Genomic DNA, 14,770 nt, shown 5'->3' with positions numbered 1-14,770 from the left:
TTCAAGCACCGCGGCTGCCGGTCCGTGCAGGACCAGTCGGCCGGTCTAAGATCACGGCGAGCACGGCGCCCGCACGGACGTCGTGCAAACGGGGACTCGACCACATGACCAGCTCAGCACTGTCCGGCACCACCGTCGTCGTCATCGGAGGGACCTCCGGCTTCGGGCTCGAGGTCGCGAGGAAGGCCGCGGAGCAGGGCTCAGAACTGGTCCTCGTCGGGCGCGACGAGGACAAGCTCCACCGCGTCGTCGACGCCATGGACTCGACGGCACCGGTGACGGGGCATGCCCTGGACGCCTCGGACCCGGCCTCCGCCGCTGAGCTCTTCGAGCGCGTCGGCGAGCTCGACCACCTCGTCTCCACCGTCGGCGGCGCCATGGGAGGCGGGTTCCTCTCGGCGCCGGTGGAGGAGATTATCCGGACGATCGAGGGCAAGTTCACCGCGAGCCTGACGATCGCGCGCGCCGCCGCCCCGCACCTCCGGGAGGGCGGGAGCCTCACGCTCACCGCGGGCGCCGGAGGCACTCCGCAGGGCGCCTCGGGAGCCATCATCGGCAACCAGGCCATCTCCACGATGGTGCGCGGGCTCGCCGTCGAGCTCGCGCCCGGCGCCCGCGTCAACGCCGTCGCACCGGCGTGGACGCCGACGCCCCTGTGGCGCGACGTGCCGCCCGAGGACCTGGAGGCGACCCGCCGTCACATGGCCGAGTCCTTCCCCCTGCGGCGTACCGCGACCATCGGCGAGGTCGCCGACGCGTACCTCTTCCTCATGACGGCCGGCTTCATCACGGGTCAGACGCTCTACGTCGACGGCGGCGCCTCCCTGGTGTGAGCGCCAGGCTCGTCCCCACGGTGGCGTGAGGGGCTCATCCGATGCCGGATGAGCCCCTCACGCCGTCTCGCACCGAGTGATCAGGCGTGCTCGTCGTCAGCGGCGTCGTCGGGCTGGACCGTCCACTCCGGCGGGGTGTCCTTGCCGGACTCCTCGTCCTTCTCCGCGTACTCGGCGGTCGCCTGGACGATGCCCTGCGCGTGGTGGCTGGGGGCGTAGACGGCGTAGACCTGCATCGGCTCGTCGCCGGTGTTGATGATGTCGTGCCAGGTGCCGGCGGGGACCTGCACGGACCAGCCGTCCGTGACCTCCTGCTCGAAGGTGAGCTCGTCCTCGGCCGGACCCATGACGCACCGGCCCTGACCGGCGTCGAGCCGGAGGAACTGGTCCGTGTCGGGGTGCGCCTCGAGGCCGATCGAGGAGCCCACGGGGATGGACATGAGGGTGACCTGCAAGTACTTGCCGGTCCAGGCGGTGGTCCGGTAGTTCTCGTTCTCGCGCGTCGCCGTCTCGATGTCGAAGGCGTTCGGCTGGGGGCCGTTGTCGACGATCTTCATGGTGTCTCCTTCCGGGTGCCGTCGTCGGCACCGTGCCTCCCACGGTAAGGGCGCCGGGCGTCCTCCGCAGCGTGAGCGGCGACACCGGCACGGCCGCACCGCTCAGGCGTAGAAGCCCTCGCGGAGGTTGATGCCGTGCACCATCCACACCTTGAGGGCCGCGAGGAACCCGGTCCAGCCCATCGAGTTGCCGAAGGCGGCCGCCGCGCCGTCGCGGGTGACGCGCCAGCCGTCCTCGGCGATCGTCACCTTGGTGCGCGCGTCGCCGCCGACGGGCTCGAAGGTGAAGGTCACCCTGGTGGTCGCGGTGCCGTCGGCCGTCGTCGACTCCGCGGCGCCCCACTCGATGACGACGCATCGCCCCGGCTCGGCCTCAACGGGCGTCACGGGGAAGCGGCCCGGGAAGTCGGCGAAGTCCCAGGTGACCTCGTTGCCGGGCTCGAGGCGGCCGTCCGCCCCTCCCGTCGTGAAGTAGCGGGAGATCTGCTCCGGATCGACGACGGCCTCGTAGACCTCGGAGCTCGGCCGGGAGACGAAGCCGAAGACGATGAACTGCAGACGGTCCAGGGCCGTCACCTCGGCGCCGGTGTCAGTGTCGGTCACGGTGTCGCTGGTTCTACCACGCGGCATCGTGCCCGGAGACAGGTTCCGAGAGCTCGCCACGTCCCGCAGGGGTGCGTGGCTACGTGGGGGAGAGGCGCAGGCAAGCGCGGATAGGACGGTGCCCCGGCCCTCGCACCAGGACCGGGGCACCGGGATCAGGAGAGCGGAGCGCTCAGAGGACGATCGGCGCCAGGAGGAAGCCGAGCGCGATGCAGACGACGATGGAGACCGTGCCCGGGAGCACGAAGGGGTGGGCGAAGACGTTCTTGCCGACGCGCGTGGAGCCCGTGTCGTCCATCTCCATGGCGGCGATGGTCGTGGGGTAGTTCGGCAGGAGGTAGTAGTTCGCGACCGCCGGGTAGGAGGCGACGAGCGCCGTGGCCGGGAGGCTCAGCTTGACCATGAGCGGCATGAAGGCCGCCGTCGTCGCCGCGTGCGAGAACATGAGCGGCGCGGCGAAGTAGAAGAACACGGCGGCGAGCCAGGGCTGCGACTGCAGCGGGCCGGACAGCGCGCTGGAGATCTGGTCCGAGTAGGCGTTGACGAAGGTGTTGCCCAGCCACGCCAGGCCCATGATGCAGACGGCAGCGGTCATGCCGGCGCGGTAGGTGTCCTGCTGCGGGATCGAGCCCATCGGCTTCTTGGCGACGAGGCAGATGACGGCCGCAGCGGTCATCATGATGAGCATGATGGCGGCGGTGGAGCCCATCGGCGGGTTGTCCCAGATGCCGAGCTCGTCGGAGGAGACCGTCGCGTAGGCGACGGCGAGGACGAGGGCGACGACGAAGATCCACAGGCCGGCGATGGCGCCCTTCGGCGCGGAGTAGTTCTCGTCCGCGGCGGCGGAGGGCTTCACGAGGCCCTTGCTTATGCGGTCCTTGTAGACCGGGTCGTCCCCCAGCTCCTTGCCCTGGCGGGCGGCGACGACGGCGCCGACGGCGCAGCCGATGAAGGTGGTCGGGATGACGATCGCGAGGCACTGGAGGTAACCGACGTGCAGCGGCTCGAGAGCGACGACGAGGGCGACCATGGCCGCCGAGATGGGCGAGGCGGCCACGCCGATCTGGGAGGCGACGACCGCGATCGACAGCGGCCGCGAGGGCCGGATGCCGTGCTCCTTGGCGACGTCGACGATGACGGGGATGACGGAGTAGGCGGTGTGCCCCGTGCCGCACATCATGGACATGAGGAAGGTGACCAGCGGAGCCAGGTAGGTGATCTGGTTCGGGTGGTTGCGCAGGAGGACGGCCGTGAGGTGGACCAGGTGGTCCATGGCGCCGACCACCTGGAGCGCGGCGACGGTGCAGATGACCGCCATGATGATGCCGACGACGGACCAGGGCACGTCGTCGGTCGTCACCGTGACGCCGGTGGCCGCGAGGACGAGGATGCCGGCCGCACCGGCGAGCCCGATCCCGATACCGCCGAAGCGCGCGCCGATGAAGATGAAGAGCAGGACGACGAGGAGGTGGAGCCAGATCACGGCGAGGTCCTTCACGCGAGGATGGGGACGCGCAGCGTCCCGGGGAGCGCGCCGCTTCAGGTCGCAGAGGGACTCGGCCCTGGGAGGGGCGGGAACGACGTGGATCGGGAGGACGCCCGACCAGTTTAGAAGCGCAAGTCAGGGCGGATGACGGACCTTTGACGCAGGCCGCCCGGGCCCGGAGGCGCGGACCGCACCGTCGACCGCCTCAGGCCCAGACGCCCGAGCTGCCGCGGCGGTGGGAGCCCACGAGGTGCGTGTCGACGATGCCGAGGGCCTCCATGAGGGCGAAGGCGGTCGTCGGCCCCACGAAGCGGAAGCCGCGCCTCTTGAGGTCCCTCGCCATCGCCTCGGACTCCGCCGAGCGCGTCGGGACCTCGGCGAGCGTGCGCGGCTCGGGCGTCCTCTCGGGCCGGTAGGACCACACGAGGCCGGCGAGCCCGCCGTCGACGTCGTCGGCCTCCCGCAGGCGGACGGTCGCCGCGGCGTTGGAGATCGTCGCAAGGATCTTGGCGCGGTTGCGCACGATGCCGGCGTCGGCGAGGAGACGCTCGACGTCGTCCTCTCTGAAGGCGGCGACGGCGTCGGGCTCGAAGCCCGCGAAGGCCTTCCGGAAGGCGGGGCGCTTGCGCAGGATCGTCGCCCAGGACAGGCCCGACTGGAAGGCCTCGAGGCTGAGGCGCTCGAAGACGCCGCGCTCGTCGCGCACCGGCATCCCCCACTCGGTGTCGTAGTACTCGCGCAGGAGCGGGTCCGTGGCCGCCCAGGCGGGGCGGGCGAGTCCGTCCTCGCCGACGACGAGACCCGAGTCCGCCGCCGGGGCGGGACCGGTCTCGCTCACTCGGCGCCGCCGTCGACCTCGGTGAGGAGCACGGGCAGGCGCTCCCAGCCGCCCAGCGGCCACTGGGCGCGGGCGGCCTCGCCCTCGGCGCGCGAGACGCGGAACTGGGCCAGCAGCGCGCGCACGAGGACGCGGAGCTCGAGGGTGGCCAGCGGTCGACCGGGGCAGACGTGGGCGCCGGTGCCGTAGACGAGGTTGTCCGCGGCGTGGCCCTCGGGGTCGTAGGAGTCGGGGTCGCCGAAGACCTCCGGGTCGCGGTTCGCGCTCGTCCAGTCGATGACGACCTGCGTGCCGGCCTCGAGGTCCCGGCCGGCCACGTGGACGGGGCAGGTGGTGACACGGCGGTTGGACGTGAAGGGGTCGTCGATGCGCAGGACCTCGTCGATGGCGCGGTCGAGGGCGGAGTCGGACAGCACGGGCCACTCGGCCTGGCGCTCCGGGTGCTCGACGAGCCAGTGGAGGAGCACGCCCGTGCACAGGGCCAGGGAGCCGAGGTCGCCGCCGGTCCAGTTGCGCAGGATCGAGACGAGCTCCTCCTCGCTGAGCGGCGCGCCGTCGCCCTTGGTGACGAGGGTGAGGGCGTGCGTGACGTCCTCCGGGCCGTGGGACTCGCGGTGCTCGGCGACGAGGCCGCGCATGATGCGGTCGAACCACTCGGCCACCTCGCGCGTGCGGGTGAGCTCGCCGGAGCGCGTCGCCTCGTGGTTCGCGTCCATCCACTCGATGAGCTCGTCCTCGACGTCGGAGCGCCAGCCCAGCCACGTCGACTGCGCGCGCACGGCGTACACGGAGCCGATCTCGCGCACGGACCAGATGGGCGCGCCCGGCACGAGGGACTCGACGAGGGAGTCCGCCACGTTCTCGACGCGCGGCTTGAGGCGGACCATCGCCTCGGTCGAGAAGAAGGGATCGAGGAGCTCGCGCATCTCGCGGTGCTCCTCACCGTCCAGGCCGTTGGGGACCTGGAGGAAGCGGGAGACGTGGTTGGAGAAGGTGGCGGCGTCCTGGGCGACGCGCACGGCCTCGGCGTGGGAGCGGACGAGGGGGCGACCGCGGGGGTCGGTCGTGTCCGCGGCGGCGCGGTCGGCGTCGTGCGGGAGCTCGGCGGCGGGCACGTCGGCGGGGGCGGCGTGTTGGACGGGGCAGCGGCTCGGCTCGGTCATGCGACGATTCTCGCAGACCAGCGTCACGTCCTCGTGATGGAGGAGTCACGCGAGGGGCGCACCGCCTGCCGGGTCTCGTCCTCGCCGCGTACTCCTCGGCCTCCGCGGCACCTCTGTCTCGGGCCCCGTCACCTCCGACGTCCCCGACGGCGCCGACTCCCCGACCGGCGCCTACCACGTCTACAAGGACTCCTTCACGGGCTACTGGTACGAGTGAGCCCGTTCACCCCGGAGCCGGCGGGGAGCCGCCAGACCGTCTGAGAGGATCGGAGCATGACGGACACCCCCTACGCCCCGGCGGAGCCGACCCCCTTCGCGCAGTACGAGCCCACCGACCTGCGCCTCGTCATCGCGGACATGGACGGGACGCTGCTCGACGGAGAGGGCCGTGTCCCCGCGGACCTGGGCGAGGCCGTCGCCCGCTGGCGCGAGGCTGGCGTCCTCTTCGCCCCGGCCTCGGGCCGCCAGCTCGCCAACCTGCACGGCGTCCTCGGCCACGTCCTCGACGGCGGACCCGTCATCGCGGAGAACGGCACCTTCGTCGTCATCGGCGACGAGGAGGTCCACTCCGACACGATCAGCAAGGACGAGGCCGTCGCCGCCATCGAGGTGACGCGGCGCCTCGCCGGGAACGGGCTCGACGTCGGCGCCGTCGTCGCCTGCAAGCGCTGCGCCTACATCGACCGCTCCGACGAGCGCTTCGTCGAGCAGTGCGTCAAGTACTACGAGGCGCTCGAGGTCGTCGACGACCTCCTTGCCCTCCCGCTCGACGACGTCCTCAAGGTCGCCGTCTACGACTTCGGGGACATCGAGCGCGAGGCCGCCCCGGACCTCAGGGCCGCCGTGCCCACCGTCCAGACCGTCGTCTCGGGGGCGCACTGGACCGACATGATGCCGTCGGCCGCCTCGAAGGGCCGCGCCCTCGACGCGATCCAGCGACGCCTCGGCGTCGCGCCGGAGCAGACCGCCGCCTTCGGCGACTACCTCAACGACCGCGACCTCTACGCCTTCTCCGGCCCGTCCTTCGCCATGGCGAACGCGCACCCGGAGATCCGCGAGCTCGCCCGATACGTGGCGCCTGCCAACACGGACAACGGCGTCATCCGCGCCGTCGACGCGCTCCTCGCCGCCCGAGGCTGAGCCCCCCTTCCTCGGCCCGGGCTCGGGGAGGCAGCGCGCCGCACCGGGGGGCGGATGCCCTCGTGGCCCGCCGACCTGCACGGCCCCAGACCGCCGCGTACGGTGGGAGCCATGAGCACGCAGCAGGACACCACCAGCACGTACACGCTCCCGGCCATCGGCTTCGGCACCTACACCCTCCGCGGCGAGTCCGGTGCCGAGGCGGTCCGCTCCGCCATCGAGAACGGCTATCGCCTCATCGACTCCGCCTTCTCCTACGAGAACGAGGCGAGCGTCGCCCTGGGCGTCGCCCGCGCCGTCGACGCCTCGCTCGCGGAGAGGTCCGAGCTCACCGTCACCTCGAAGGTCCCGGGGCGCCACTTCGGCTACGACGAGGCCCTCGCCGCCATCGAGGAGTCCGCCGCCCGCATGGCGCCGATCGGCCCCATCGACCTCTACCTCATCCACTGGCCGAACCCGAAGCTCGACAAGTACGTCGACACGTGGCGGGCCCTCATCGAGGCGCGCGAGCGCGGCCTCGTGCGCGCCATCGGCGTCTCGAACTTCCTGCCCGAGCACCTCGACCGGCTCGAACGGGAGACGGGCGTGCTGCCGGTCGTCAACCAGATCGAGTCGCACCCGCGCTTCCCCAACACCGAGCAGGTCGGCGCCGACGCCGAGCGCGGCGTCCTCACCGAGGCCTGGAGCCCGATCGGCCGAAGCTCGGACCTCCTCCAGGACCCCGTCATCGGCCGCGTCGCCGAGGCCCACGGCATCACCCCCGCGCAGGCCGTCCTCGCCTGGCACGTCTCGCGCGGCGTGACGCCGATCCCGAAGTCCTCGACCCCCGCGCGCCAGGTGGAGAACCTCGCCTCGGCGCAGATCCGCCTCGAGCCCTCGGAGATCGAGGAGATCACGGCGCTCGGCCGCCCGGACGGCCGACTCGCCGGCCAGGACCCGGCCACCTACGAGGAGCTCTGAGAGCCCGGCCGGACCCTCCTGAGGGCCTGCGCGAGCGCGTCAACGCCGCTCTCCCGGAAGGCGCGCATCGACGCCGACCACGTGCAGTAGTCGGCGCCGTGGTACATGCCCGGCTCGACGTGGACGTCCACCTCGGCCCCGGCCCCACGCAGCCGTTCGGCGTAGGCGAGGTCCTCGTCGAGGAAAAGGTCGAGGTCGCCCACGCCGATCCACGCGTCCGGCAGCCCTGACAGATCCTGAGCGCGGGCGGGAACGGCCCACGGACGCTCGTCCGGCTCCCCAGCGGGGTGCCCGAGGTAGGCGGCCCAGCCCTCTGCGTTCGAACGCGCGGTCCAGACGAACTCGCCGAGTCCGGGCACCTCGACGCCCCCGGCGCCGGTGGCGTCATCGAGCATCGGGTACACGAGCATCTGGAAGGCGAGGGGGAGGCCCTCGTCGCGGGCACGCTGCGTGAGGGCCGCGGCGAGCCCGCCTCCGGCGCTCGAGCCCCCGACGGCGACGCGCGACGGGTCCACGCCGAGCTCCTCGGCGTGCTCGTGCACCCAGGTCAGCGCGCTCCAGCAGTCCTCGAGGGCGGCCGGGTAGGGGTGCTGCGGCGCACGTCGGTAGTCGACGCTGACCACGAGGCCGTGGGTGCGCCGTGCGATGAGGTTGCACAGGCCGTGGTCCTGGGCGGGATCGCCCCCGACGTAGCCGCCGCCGTGGATCCACACGACGGCCGGTCTGAGCGCGTCGGAGGAGCCCGCCCGACCCGCCTCGTCCTCAGGGCTCGCGGTCTCCCGCTCGTACAACCAGACGGGGACCTCCTCACCGCCCTCCGGGATGACCGTCCGACGTCCGAGGCCCCGCGGGAAGACGGCCCGCGTCGCCACGGTCGCCGGCCTGCCGGCAAGGACGCTCCCGACGTCCTCCGGCGCGACGGGTTCTCCGACTCGCCCGCGCCCGACGACGAGCAGCGGGGCTCGCAGACCGGGCTGCACGCGTTGGAGTGAGTCCCCCAGGTCGCGCTGACGGGCGGTGGCGCCCACGGCGCCCAGCACCCCGAGCGCGGAGATGGCGGCGAGCGCGACGGCGCCCGCCGTGGGGCGGGGGATCCGCGGCATGGTGCCTCCTGGGTGCTCGGTCAGTCCTCGTCGAGGAGGTGCTCGATGTCGAGGGGCGCTCCGAGGCCGCCGCGCAGGGCGTCGAGCTGGCGCCGCTCCTTCTTGGTGGGGCGTCCGGCGCCGCGGTCGCGGATGATGGCGGCGGGGGCGTCCAGCGGCGAGGGGCGGGGCGCCGAGAGGTCCGTGTAGGCGGTGCGGGCGATCGGTGCGCCGACGCGCTTGAGGAGGATCCGCTTGACGATGAGAAGCCGGTCGAAGCCGTCGACGCGGTAGCGGACCTCGTCGCCGATGGTGACCTGCTGGGCGGGCTTGGCGGGGTCGCCGTTGACGCGGACGTGGCCGGCGCGGCAGGCGGTGGTGGCGGCGGAGCGGGACTTGCACTGGCGCACGGCCCACAACCACACGTCGACGCGGGTGGATGTCGGTCCGCCGGTCTCGAGGGCCGCCTGGATCGCCTGCTCTCGCGCCGTCCGCCTGCTCACCATGGCCGCGATCCTAGCGGCGGCGCAGCGGGCGGCGGGCACGAGCCACGACCCCCGCGCCGATGAGGAGGAGCCCGGCCACGAGCGCCGCGGTGTACTGATGCCGGTGGAGGAGGAGGTCTCCCGTGCTCGTGATGACCGGGCCCGTGCGCTCGAGGATGCTCGGGGCGCCGTCACCTCCGGTCGCGCAGGAACGCAGCGTCGTCGCCAGGGCGTCGTGGTCGGCCTGCGGCACGCCGAGCCCGTAGGCGGCGAGGACGCTGACGAAGCGCTCGGCGTAGGCGCATCGCTCGGTCCCGTCCGGCGGCCACCAGCCCTCGCCGGACGCCGTGTCCCACGAGTCGGTCTCCGTCGAGCCGACCGGGCAGGTGGCGGGGCCGCAGGCGCCCTTGCCCTGGTTGGCCTCGCCGTCGACGGAGAGGAGGTTGAGCGGGTCGTTGGCGACGAGGAGGCGCGTGCGCTCGTCCCAGGCCCAGGCGCCGTGGGCGTAGAGGTAGTTGAGGGGGACGACGTGGTCGATCTGGACGGCCGCCGAGGTGTCCTTGCCCCGGGTGAAGGCGATCGTGCTCCCGGTGTACGGGTCGTGGAGCGTGCCCGCGTAGACGGTGGCGTCCGGGCAGGACGAGACGCCCTCGCCGCGGCCCTGGGCGAGCGACTGGACGCCGTCGGCGCGGGAGTAGTCGGCGTCCACGAGGTCGCGGCCGAGGATCTCGTTGCGCGTGTCGCAGCCGTCGCCGTCGACGTCCTCCCAGGCCTCGCCGAACCAACCGGTGCGCGAGCCGCCCTCGCCCCAGGAGACGGCTGCGGGGGAGTCGGCGGGCAGGTCGCGGAGGGCGGTGAGCGCCTCAGGGGCGGAGAGCACGATGGAGCCGCGATCGTCCCAGGCGACCGGGGTGGCCGACGGGCTGGTCGAAGGAGTCGGTGCGGTCGCGCCCGACGGTGCCGTCGGCACTGCCAGCGCGACGAGCACCGCCGCCGCGGCGGTAGCGGCGCGCCGGACGCCGGCGCCGCGGCCGGACCGGTGGCCGGCAGCGGTCACGGGACGATGTGCCCCGCGGAGCGGAAGACCTCGTACCACTGCTCGCGGGTGAGTGGCAGCTCGGAGCCGTCGGCGCAGGCGCGGACGCGCTCGATGCGGGTCGTCCCGAGGACGACCTGCATGCGTGCCGGGTGGCGGGTGATCCACGCGGTGGCGATGGCCTCGGGGGCGACGCCGTACCCGCCCGCGAGGCGGTCGACGACGTCGTTGAGCTCGCCGTAGCGCTCCCGGTCCCCGAGGAAGGGACCGGACCAGCCGGGTGCCTGGAAGGGGGACCACGCCTGGACGGTCGTGCTCGTGAGGCGGCAGTAGTCGAGGACCTCGCCGGTGCGGTTGGTGCCCTGGTCCTCGAACATGTTGAGGGCGACGCCCTCGGCGATCATCGGGGCGTGGGCGACGGAGAGCTGGAGCTGGTTGGCGACGAGGGGCTGCCTCACCGTGGCGCGCAGGAGCTCCATCTGCCCGCGGGTGTGGTTGGAGACGCCGAAGTGGCGGACCTTGCCGGACTCGGCGAGGCGGTCGAAGGCCTCGGCGACCTCCTCGGGCTCCACGAGGGCGTCCGGGCGGTGCAGGAGGAGGACGTCGAGGTAGTCGGTGCGCAGGGCAGCCAGGGTCGCGTCAACCGCCTCGAGGATGTGCCCGGTGGAGAAGTCGAACCAGCCGTCGCGGATGCCGCACTTGGACTGGATGACGACCTGCTCGCGCTCCTGGGCCGACCAGTCCAGCGCGGTGCCGAAGCGCTCCTCGCAGGCGTGGTCCCCGCCGTAGATGTCGGCGTGGTCGAACATGGTGATGCCGGCCTCGAGGTCGGCGTCGACAAGGGCGCGGATCTCGGCGTCGGACATGTCCTTGATGCGCATGCACCCCTGGACGACGTTGGGGACGGTGAGCTCGGAGGTGCCGAGAGGCCGGGTCTTCATGGCGGCAGGCTATGCCGCACCCGCGACGAGAACCGCGCTCGTCCCCGGCGCGTCCCCAGGGCGGGGAGCGGCCCGGTCAGCACGGCCCCTGTGGTGCCCGGCCGTACCGGGCGGTGGGACCGGCCGACCGGGCCGGGCGGTGCGCGCCACGAGGAGCGCCGTCGTCCGAGTCAGTCGGTCGCGGTGCCCTCGTCGGCGCCGGGCGCGCCCGCGGCGGCGGCCTCGTCGAGGTAGAAGGTCGTCTCCACGCCGCGCGCGCAGGAGGCGGGAGCGGCCACCGGGTCCGCCTCGCCGAGGGCCTTGGCGACGGCCTCGACCTTGCCGGTACCGCCGGCGACGACCATGACGGACCGCGCCCGCTGCAGCACCTCGAAGGTGAGGGAGACGCGCCGCGGCGGTGGCTTGGGGGAGTCCTCGACGGCGACGACGTCGGTGCCGAGCGTCAGCGCCGCCGGGTGCCCCGGGAACAGCGAGAGGACGTGCGCGTCCGGGCCCATGCCCAGGTGGACGACGTCGAGGACGCCGTCGGCCGGGCCGTCGCTGCGGAGCTCCTCGGCGAGGCGCCCCACGGACTCCTCGAGGGTGGCCGCGAGGTCCGGGCCGGCGACGCGGTGCACGTTGGCCTCGGGCACGCCGGCCTCGGTGAGCGGGCCGACGAGGACGTCGTTGCGCTCCGGGTCGCCCGCGGGCACGTAGCGCTCGTCGCCGAACCAGAGGTGCAGCGAGGCGAGGGCCTCGCGGTCCACGCCCGCCTCGGCGAGCGCACCGGGCAGGACCCCGGCCATCGCCTCGCCGCCGGACCCGCCGGTGAGGGCGACGTGCGCGGCGCCGCGCTCGGCGATCGCTCCGGCGGCGATCCGCGCGGTCTCGGAGGCGGCCTTCTGCGCCGCTCCGGCGAGGTCGGCGCTCACGCGCACCCGCGCCTCGGCCCGGGCGCGCGCGCCCGCGGCGATGACGTCGGCGGCGCCGCTGGGGCACTCTTCCTCGGGCTCCCGGCCCGTCGCGCTGAGCCCCTCAGTCACGGGTCTCACGTCCCTCCTGGACCTGCGAGCCCGCGGGGCCGTGGTGGTCCTTACCGAAGGCCTCGAGGACCTCCGCGTAGACGGCGTCCGGGGCGAGCCGGCGCAGCTCCTCGCTCATGATGACGACCAGCGCGCGACGGGCCATCGTGACGACCTGCGGCTCGGCCGTGCCCGGCTGGGTGATGACGACGCGGCCGGCGTCCTTGCGGGCGATCTCGACCGTGCCGTCCTCCGTGGTGGCCGTGATCGACGAGATGCCCTTGGCGTCGGGGACGTCCCAGCGGCGCACCGGGATGCACAGGCGCAGCGCGAGCCATCGGATCATGAGGGACAGGGAGGCGTTGCCGGGCTCGCCGGCGACGACGATCTCCTCGACCTCGTGCTCGCGCAGGACGGCGTCGAGCGTCGAGGCGACCATCGCGCGCCACAGCGTGATGCGGGTCCACGCCAGGTCGATGTCGCCCGGCTCGTAGACCGGGGCGAGCGCCGCCAGCGCCTCAGCGGGGTCGGGCTGCGAGGGCGTGTTCGTCACGCGCGCCGTGGCGAGGCGGCCCAGCGGGGACTCCGAGGGGTTCTCCGGGGGCTGACCCGGCCACCAGGCGACGACCGGGACATCGGGGAGCAGGAAGGGCACGACGAGCGTGTCCGTGTGCTCGGCGGCCTGGCCCCAGGGGAGCAGGACGATCGTCTCGCCGGCGCCGGCGTCGTGCCCGACGCGGATCTGGGCGTCGAGGTGACCGGCGGAGCTGGCGGGGACGTGCCCGTCGCGGGAGCGGGCGCCGGCGGGGGCGTCGTCCTCGGGCGGGTTGACGACGGCGACGACGCGGCACGGGTGGTCGCGGCTGGCGCCGTGGGCCGCCTCGAGGGCGTCCTCGAGGCCGTCCGCGTCGGTGGAGACCAGCAGCGTGAGGACGCGGTTGCGTCCGGCGGCCGCGCCCTGGTCGATGAGCTCGGAGACGATGCGGTCGGTGTTCGTGGCGGACAGTGTCGTGATCATGAGCGCCTCCAGGTGCGCGAGTCGCGGGCGAGGAGCTCGTCGGCGCCGGCGGGGCCCCAGGAGCCGGGCCGGTAGCCCTCGGGCGCGCCGGAGGCGGCCCAGTGCTCGATGACGGGGTCGAGGATCCGCCAGGACAGGTCCACCTCGCGCTGGTGCGGGAAGAGCGGCGCGTCGCCGAGGAGCGCGTCGAGGATGAGGCGCTCGTAGGCCTCGGGCGACTCGTCGTTGAAGGAGGCGCCGTAGCCGAAGTCCATGGTGACGTCGCGCAGCTCCATGTACGTGCCCGGGACCTTGGAGGCCAGGCGCATCGTGATGCCCTCGTCCGGCTGGATCCGCAGGACGATGGCGTTCGCGCCGACGCCGGCGGTCGCGGCCGCGTCGAAGGGCAGGAAGGGCGGCTTCTTGAAGACGACGGCGACCTCGGTGACGCGGCGGGCCAGGCGCTTGCCGGCGCGCAGGTAGAAGGGGACGCCCGCCCAGCGCCGGTTGGCGATCTCGAGGCGGACCGCGGCGAAGGTCTCGGTCGTCGACTCCTCGGGGACGCCGTCCTCCTCGGTGTAGCCCTTAACGGGGACGCCGCCCTGGAAGCCGGCGTCGTAGCGGCCGCGGGCCGTCGTCGCGTCGAGGTCGAGGACGCCGTCGCGCTCGAGGGTGACGGCCGCGAGGATCTTCTCCTTCTCAGCGCGCACGGCGGCCGCGTCCATGCTCGTAGGCTCCTCCATGGCCGTGAGGGCGAGGAGCTGGAGCAGGTGGTTCTGGATGACGTCGCGGGCGGCGCCGATCGTGTCGTAGTAGCCGGCGCGGGTCCCGATGCCGATGTCCTCGGCCATGGTGATCTGGACGTGGTCGACGTAGCCCTGGTTCCACAGCGGCTCGAACATCGTGTTCGCGAAGCGCAGCGCCAGGATGTTCTGGACCGTCTCCTTGCCGAGGTAGTGGTCGACGCGGAAGACGTCGTCGGGGCGGACGATCCGGCCGACGAGCTCGTCGAGCTCGCGGGCGGAGGCGCGGTCGTGGCCGAAGGGCTTCTCGATGACGACACGGCGCCACGAGCCCGGGGCCTCGTCGACGAGGCCGGAGTTCGCGACGCGCTCGGTGACCGCCGGGAAGTAGGACGGCGGGATGGACAGGTAGAAGGCCCGGTTGCCCTTCGTGCCGCGGGTCCCGTCCAGTTCGGCGACGACGTCGGTGAGACGGGAGTAGGCCTCGTCGTCCTCGAAGTCGGAGAAGGTGACGAAGCGCATGCCGGCGGCGAGCTGCTCCCAGATCGCGGGGCTCCACTCGGTGCGGGCGCCCTCGCGGGCCGACTTCTCGACGTACTCGCGCATGTCGTCGTCGGACCAGTCGCGCCGGCCGACGCCGACGAGCGAGAACGCGGGGGAGAGGAGGCCGCGGTTGGCCAGGTCGTAGATGGCCGGCAGGAGCTTGTGACGGGCGAGGTCGCCGGTGATGCCGAACATCACCATGACGCAGGGGTCCGCGATGCGCGGCAGACGCAGGTCGCGGGAGTCCAGGAGCGGGTTGTCCTGGACGTCCTGCGGCACGGCGGAGCGCGTGACGGGCGAGTCTGGGGTGTCCACGTGTGCCTTCCTGAGGACGGGGTGCTCCGGGACCGGAGCGTGGTGCC

General features: G+C 73.2%; 15 protein-coding genes. 3 read left to right on the top strand and 12 right to left on the bottom strand.

The window, feature by feature from the left end:
• Positions 1-104 precede the first annotated feature (104 nt).
• A complete protein-coding gene (locus tag AXF14_RS10900; protein WP_067943167.1) occupies positions 105-833 on the top strand; it encodes an SDR family oxidoreductase in 729 nt (242 codons plus the stop codon).
• 80 nt (positions 834-913) lie between these two features.
• On the opposite strand, the gene AXF14_RS10895 is transcribed toward AXF14_RS10900, so the two are convergent.
• The 5 genes from AXF14_RS10895 to AXF14_RS10875 all read right to left on the bottom strand — a co-directional run bounded on the left by AXF14_RS10895 (position 914) and on the right by AXF14_RS10875 (position 5,480).
• Positions 914-1,390 carry a cupin domain-containing protein gene (locus tag AXF14_RS10895; RefSeq protein ID WP_067943166.1) on the bottom strand — a complete coding sequence of 159 codons (477 nt, stop codon included), beginning with the start codon at positions 1,388-1,390 and terminating at the stop codon, positions 914-916.
• A gap of 102 nt (positions 1,391-1,492) precedes the next feature.
• A complete protein-coding gene (locus AXF14_RS10890) occupies positions 1,493-1,993 on the bottom strand; it encodes an SRPBCC domain-containing protein (RefSeq protein WP_211260086.1) in 501 nt (166 codons plus the stop codon).
• Between the two features lie 172 nt (positions 1,994-2,165).
• Entirely contained in the window at positions 2,166-3,491 is a 1,326-nt protein-coding gene (locus AXF14_RS10885) for an anaerobic C4-dicarboxylate transporter family protein (RefSeq protein WP_236755601.1), read from the bottom strand.
• 193 nt (positions 3,492-3,684) lie between these two features.
• The gene (locus AXF14_RS10880) at positions 3,685-4,317 is read right to left on the bottom strand and encodes a DNA-3-methyladenine glycosylase I (RefSeq protein WP_067943162.1); all 633 of its coding nucleotides are present in this window, start codon (positions 4,315-4,317) and stop codon (positions 3,685-3,687) included.
• Entirely contained in the window at positions 4,314-5,480 is a 1,167-nt protein-coding gene (locus AXF14_RS10875; protein WP_084355530.1) for a cytochrome P450, read from the bottom strand. Before AXF14_RS10875 ends, AXF14_RS10880 begins: the two co-directional genes overlap by 4 nt.
• Positions 5,481-5,753: 273 nt before the next feature.
• Here AXF14_RS10875 and AXF14_RS10870 point away from each other — a divergent pair, with 273 nt between their 5' ends.
• Both AXF14_RS10870 and AXF14_RS10865 read left to right on the top strand, forming a co-directional pair.
• Positions 5,754-6,620, top strand: coding sequence for an HAD family hydrolase (locus AXF14_RS10870; RefSeq protein WP_067943161.1), 867 nt, complete (start codon positions 5,754-5,756; stop codon positions 6,618-6,620).
• Positions 6,621-6,731: 111 nt separating this feature from the next.
• Positions 6,732-7,580, top strand: coding sequence for an aldo/keto reductase (locus tag AXF14_RS10865; protein WP_067943159.1), 849 nt, complete (start codon positions 6,732-6,734; stop codon positions 7,578-7,580).
• On the opposite strand, the gene AXF14_RS10860 is transcribed toward AXF14_RS10865, so the two are convergent.
• The 7 genes from AXF14_RS10860 to zwf all read right to left on the bottom strand — a co-directional run bounded on the left by AXF14_RS10860 (position 7,565) and on the right by zwf (position 14,609).
• Entirely contained in the window at positions 7,565-8,683 is a 1,119-nt protein-coding gene (locus tag AXF14_RS10860) for an alpha/beta hydrolase (protein ID WP_067943157.1), read from the bottom strand. The two genes, AXF14_RS10865 and AXF14_RS10860, sit on opposite strands and share 16 nt — an antisense overlap.
• A gap of 20 nt (positions 8,684-8,703) precedes the next feature.
• Positions 8,704-9,168, bottom strand: a complete 465-nt coding sequence (locus AXF14_RS10855; protein WP_067943156.1) for an RNA-binding S4 domain-containing protein — start codon at positions 9,166-9,168, stop codon at positions 8,704-8,706.
• Positions 9,169-9,178: 10 nt separating this feature from the next.
• Positions 9,179-10,204, bottom strand: a complete 1,026-nt coding sequence (locus AXF14_RS10850; protein ID WP_084355529.1) for an HNH endonuclease family protein — start codon at positions 10,202-10,204, stop codon at positions 9,179-9,181.
• On the bottom strand, positions 10,201-11,124 hold the full coding sequence (locus tag AXF14_RS10845; RefSeq protein WP_067943154.1) for an aldo/keto reductase: 924 nt from the start codon (positions 11,122-11,124) through the stop codon (positions 10,201-10,203). The genes AXF14_RS10850 and AXF14_RS10845 overlap by 4 nt, the downstream gene beginning before the upstream one ends.
• 170 nt (positions 11,125-11,294) lie before the next feature.
• Positions 11,295-12,155, bottom strand: coding sequence for a 6-phosphogluconolactonase (gene pgl, locus AXF14_RS10840; protein WP_236755599.1), 861 nt, complete (start codon positions 12,153-12,155; stop codon positions 11,295-11,297).
• Positions 12,139-13,143 (bottom strand): glucose-6-phosphate dehydrogenase assembly protein OpcA, encoded by a 1,005-nt coding sequence (locus tag AXF14_RS10835; protein WP_067943152.1) that lies wholly within the window; start codon positions 13,141-13,143, stop codon positions 12,139-12,141. Before AXF14_RS10835 ends, pgl begins: the two co-directional genes overlap by 17 nt.
• A complete protein-coding gene (gene zwf, locus AXF14_RS10830) occupies positions 13,140-14,609 on the bottom strand; it encodes a glucose-6-phosphate dehydrogenase (protein WP_335338927.1) in 1,470 nt (489 codons plus the stop codon). The genes AXF14_RS10835 and zwf overlap by 4 nt, the downstream gene beginning before the upstream one ends.
• Positions 14,610-14,770 lie beyond the last annotated feature (161 nt).

The organism is Actinomyces radicidentis, assembly GCF_001553565.1.
Classification (GTDB): Bacteria; Actinomycetota; Actinomycetes; order Actinomycetales; family Actinomycetaceae; genus Actinomyces; species Actinomyces radicidentis.
The sequence above is the reverse complement of the archived record's forward strand: the minus strand, read 5'-3'. Positions and strand labels throughout refer to the sequence as shown.

What these genes read in the sequence shown, in the direction of transcription:
- AXF14_RS10900 (WP_067943167.1), top strand. Translation starts at nt 105, where the DNA reads ATGACCAGCTCAGCACTGTCCGGCACCACCGTCGTCGTCATCGGAGGG.
- AXF14_RS10895 (WP_067943166.1), bottom strand. Translation starts at nt 1,390, where the DNA reads ATGAAGATCGTCGACAACGGCCCCCAGCCGAACGCCTTCGACATCGAG.
- AXF14_RS10875 (WP_084355530.1), bottom strand. Translation starts at nt 5,480, where the DNA reads ATGACCGAGCCGAGCCGCTGCCCCGTCCAACACGCCGCCCCCGCCGAC.
- AXF14_RS10870 (WP_067943161.1), top strand. Translation starts at nt 5,754, where the DNA reads ATGACGGACACCCCCTACGCCCCGGCGGAGCCGACCCCCTTCGCGCAG.
- AXF14_RS10865 (WP_067943159.1), top strand. Translation starts at nt 6,732, where the DNA reads ATGAGCACGCAGCAGGACACCACCAGCACGTACACGCTCCCGGCCATC.
- AXF14_RS10860 (WP_067943157.1), bottom strand. Translation starts at nt 8,683, where the DNA reads ATGCCGCGGATCCCCCGCCCCACGGCGGGCGCCGTCGCGCTCGCCGCC.
- AXF14_RS10855 (WP_067943156.1), bottom strand. Translation starts at nt 9,168, where the DNA reads ATGGTGAGCAGGCGGACGGCGCGAGAGCAGGCGATCCAGGCGGCCCTC.
- AXF14_RS10845 (WP_067943154.1), bottom strand. Translation starts at nt 11,124, where the DNA reads ATGAAGACCCGGCCTCTCGGCACCTCCGAGCTCACCGTCCCCAACGTC.
- AXF14_RS10835 (WP_067943152.1), bottom strand. Translation starts at nt 13,143, where the DNA reads ATGATCACGACACTGTCCGCCACGAACACCGACCGCATCGTCTCCGAG.
- zwf (WP_335338927.1), bottom strand. Translation starts at nt 14,609, where the DNA reads ATGGTGATGTTCGGCATCACCGGCGACCTCGCCCGTCACAAGCTCCTG.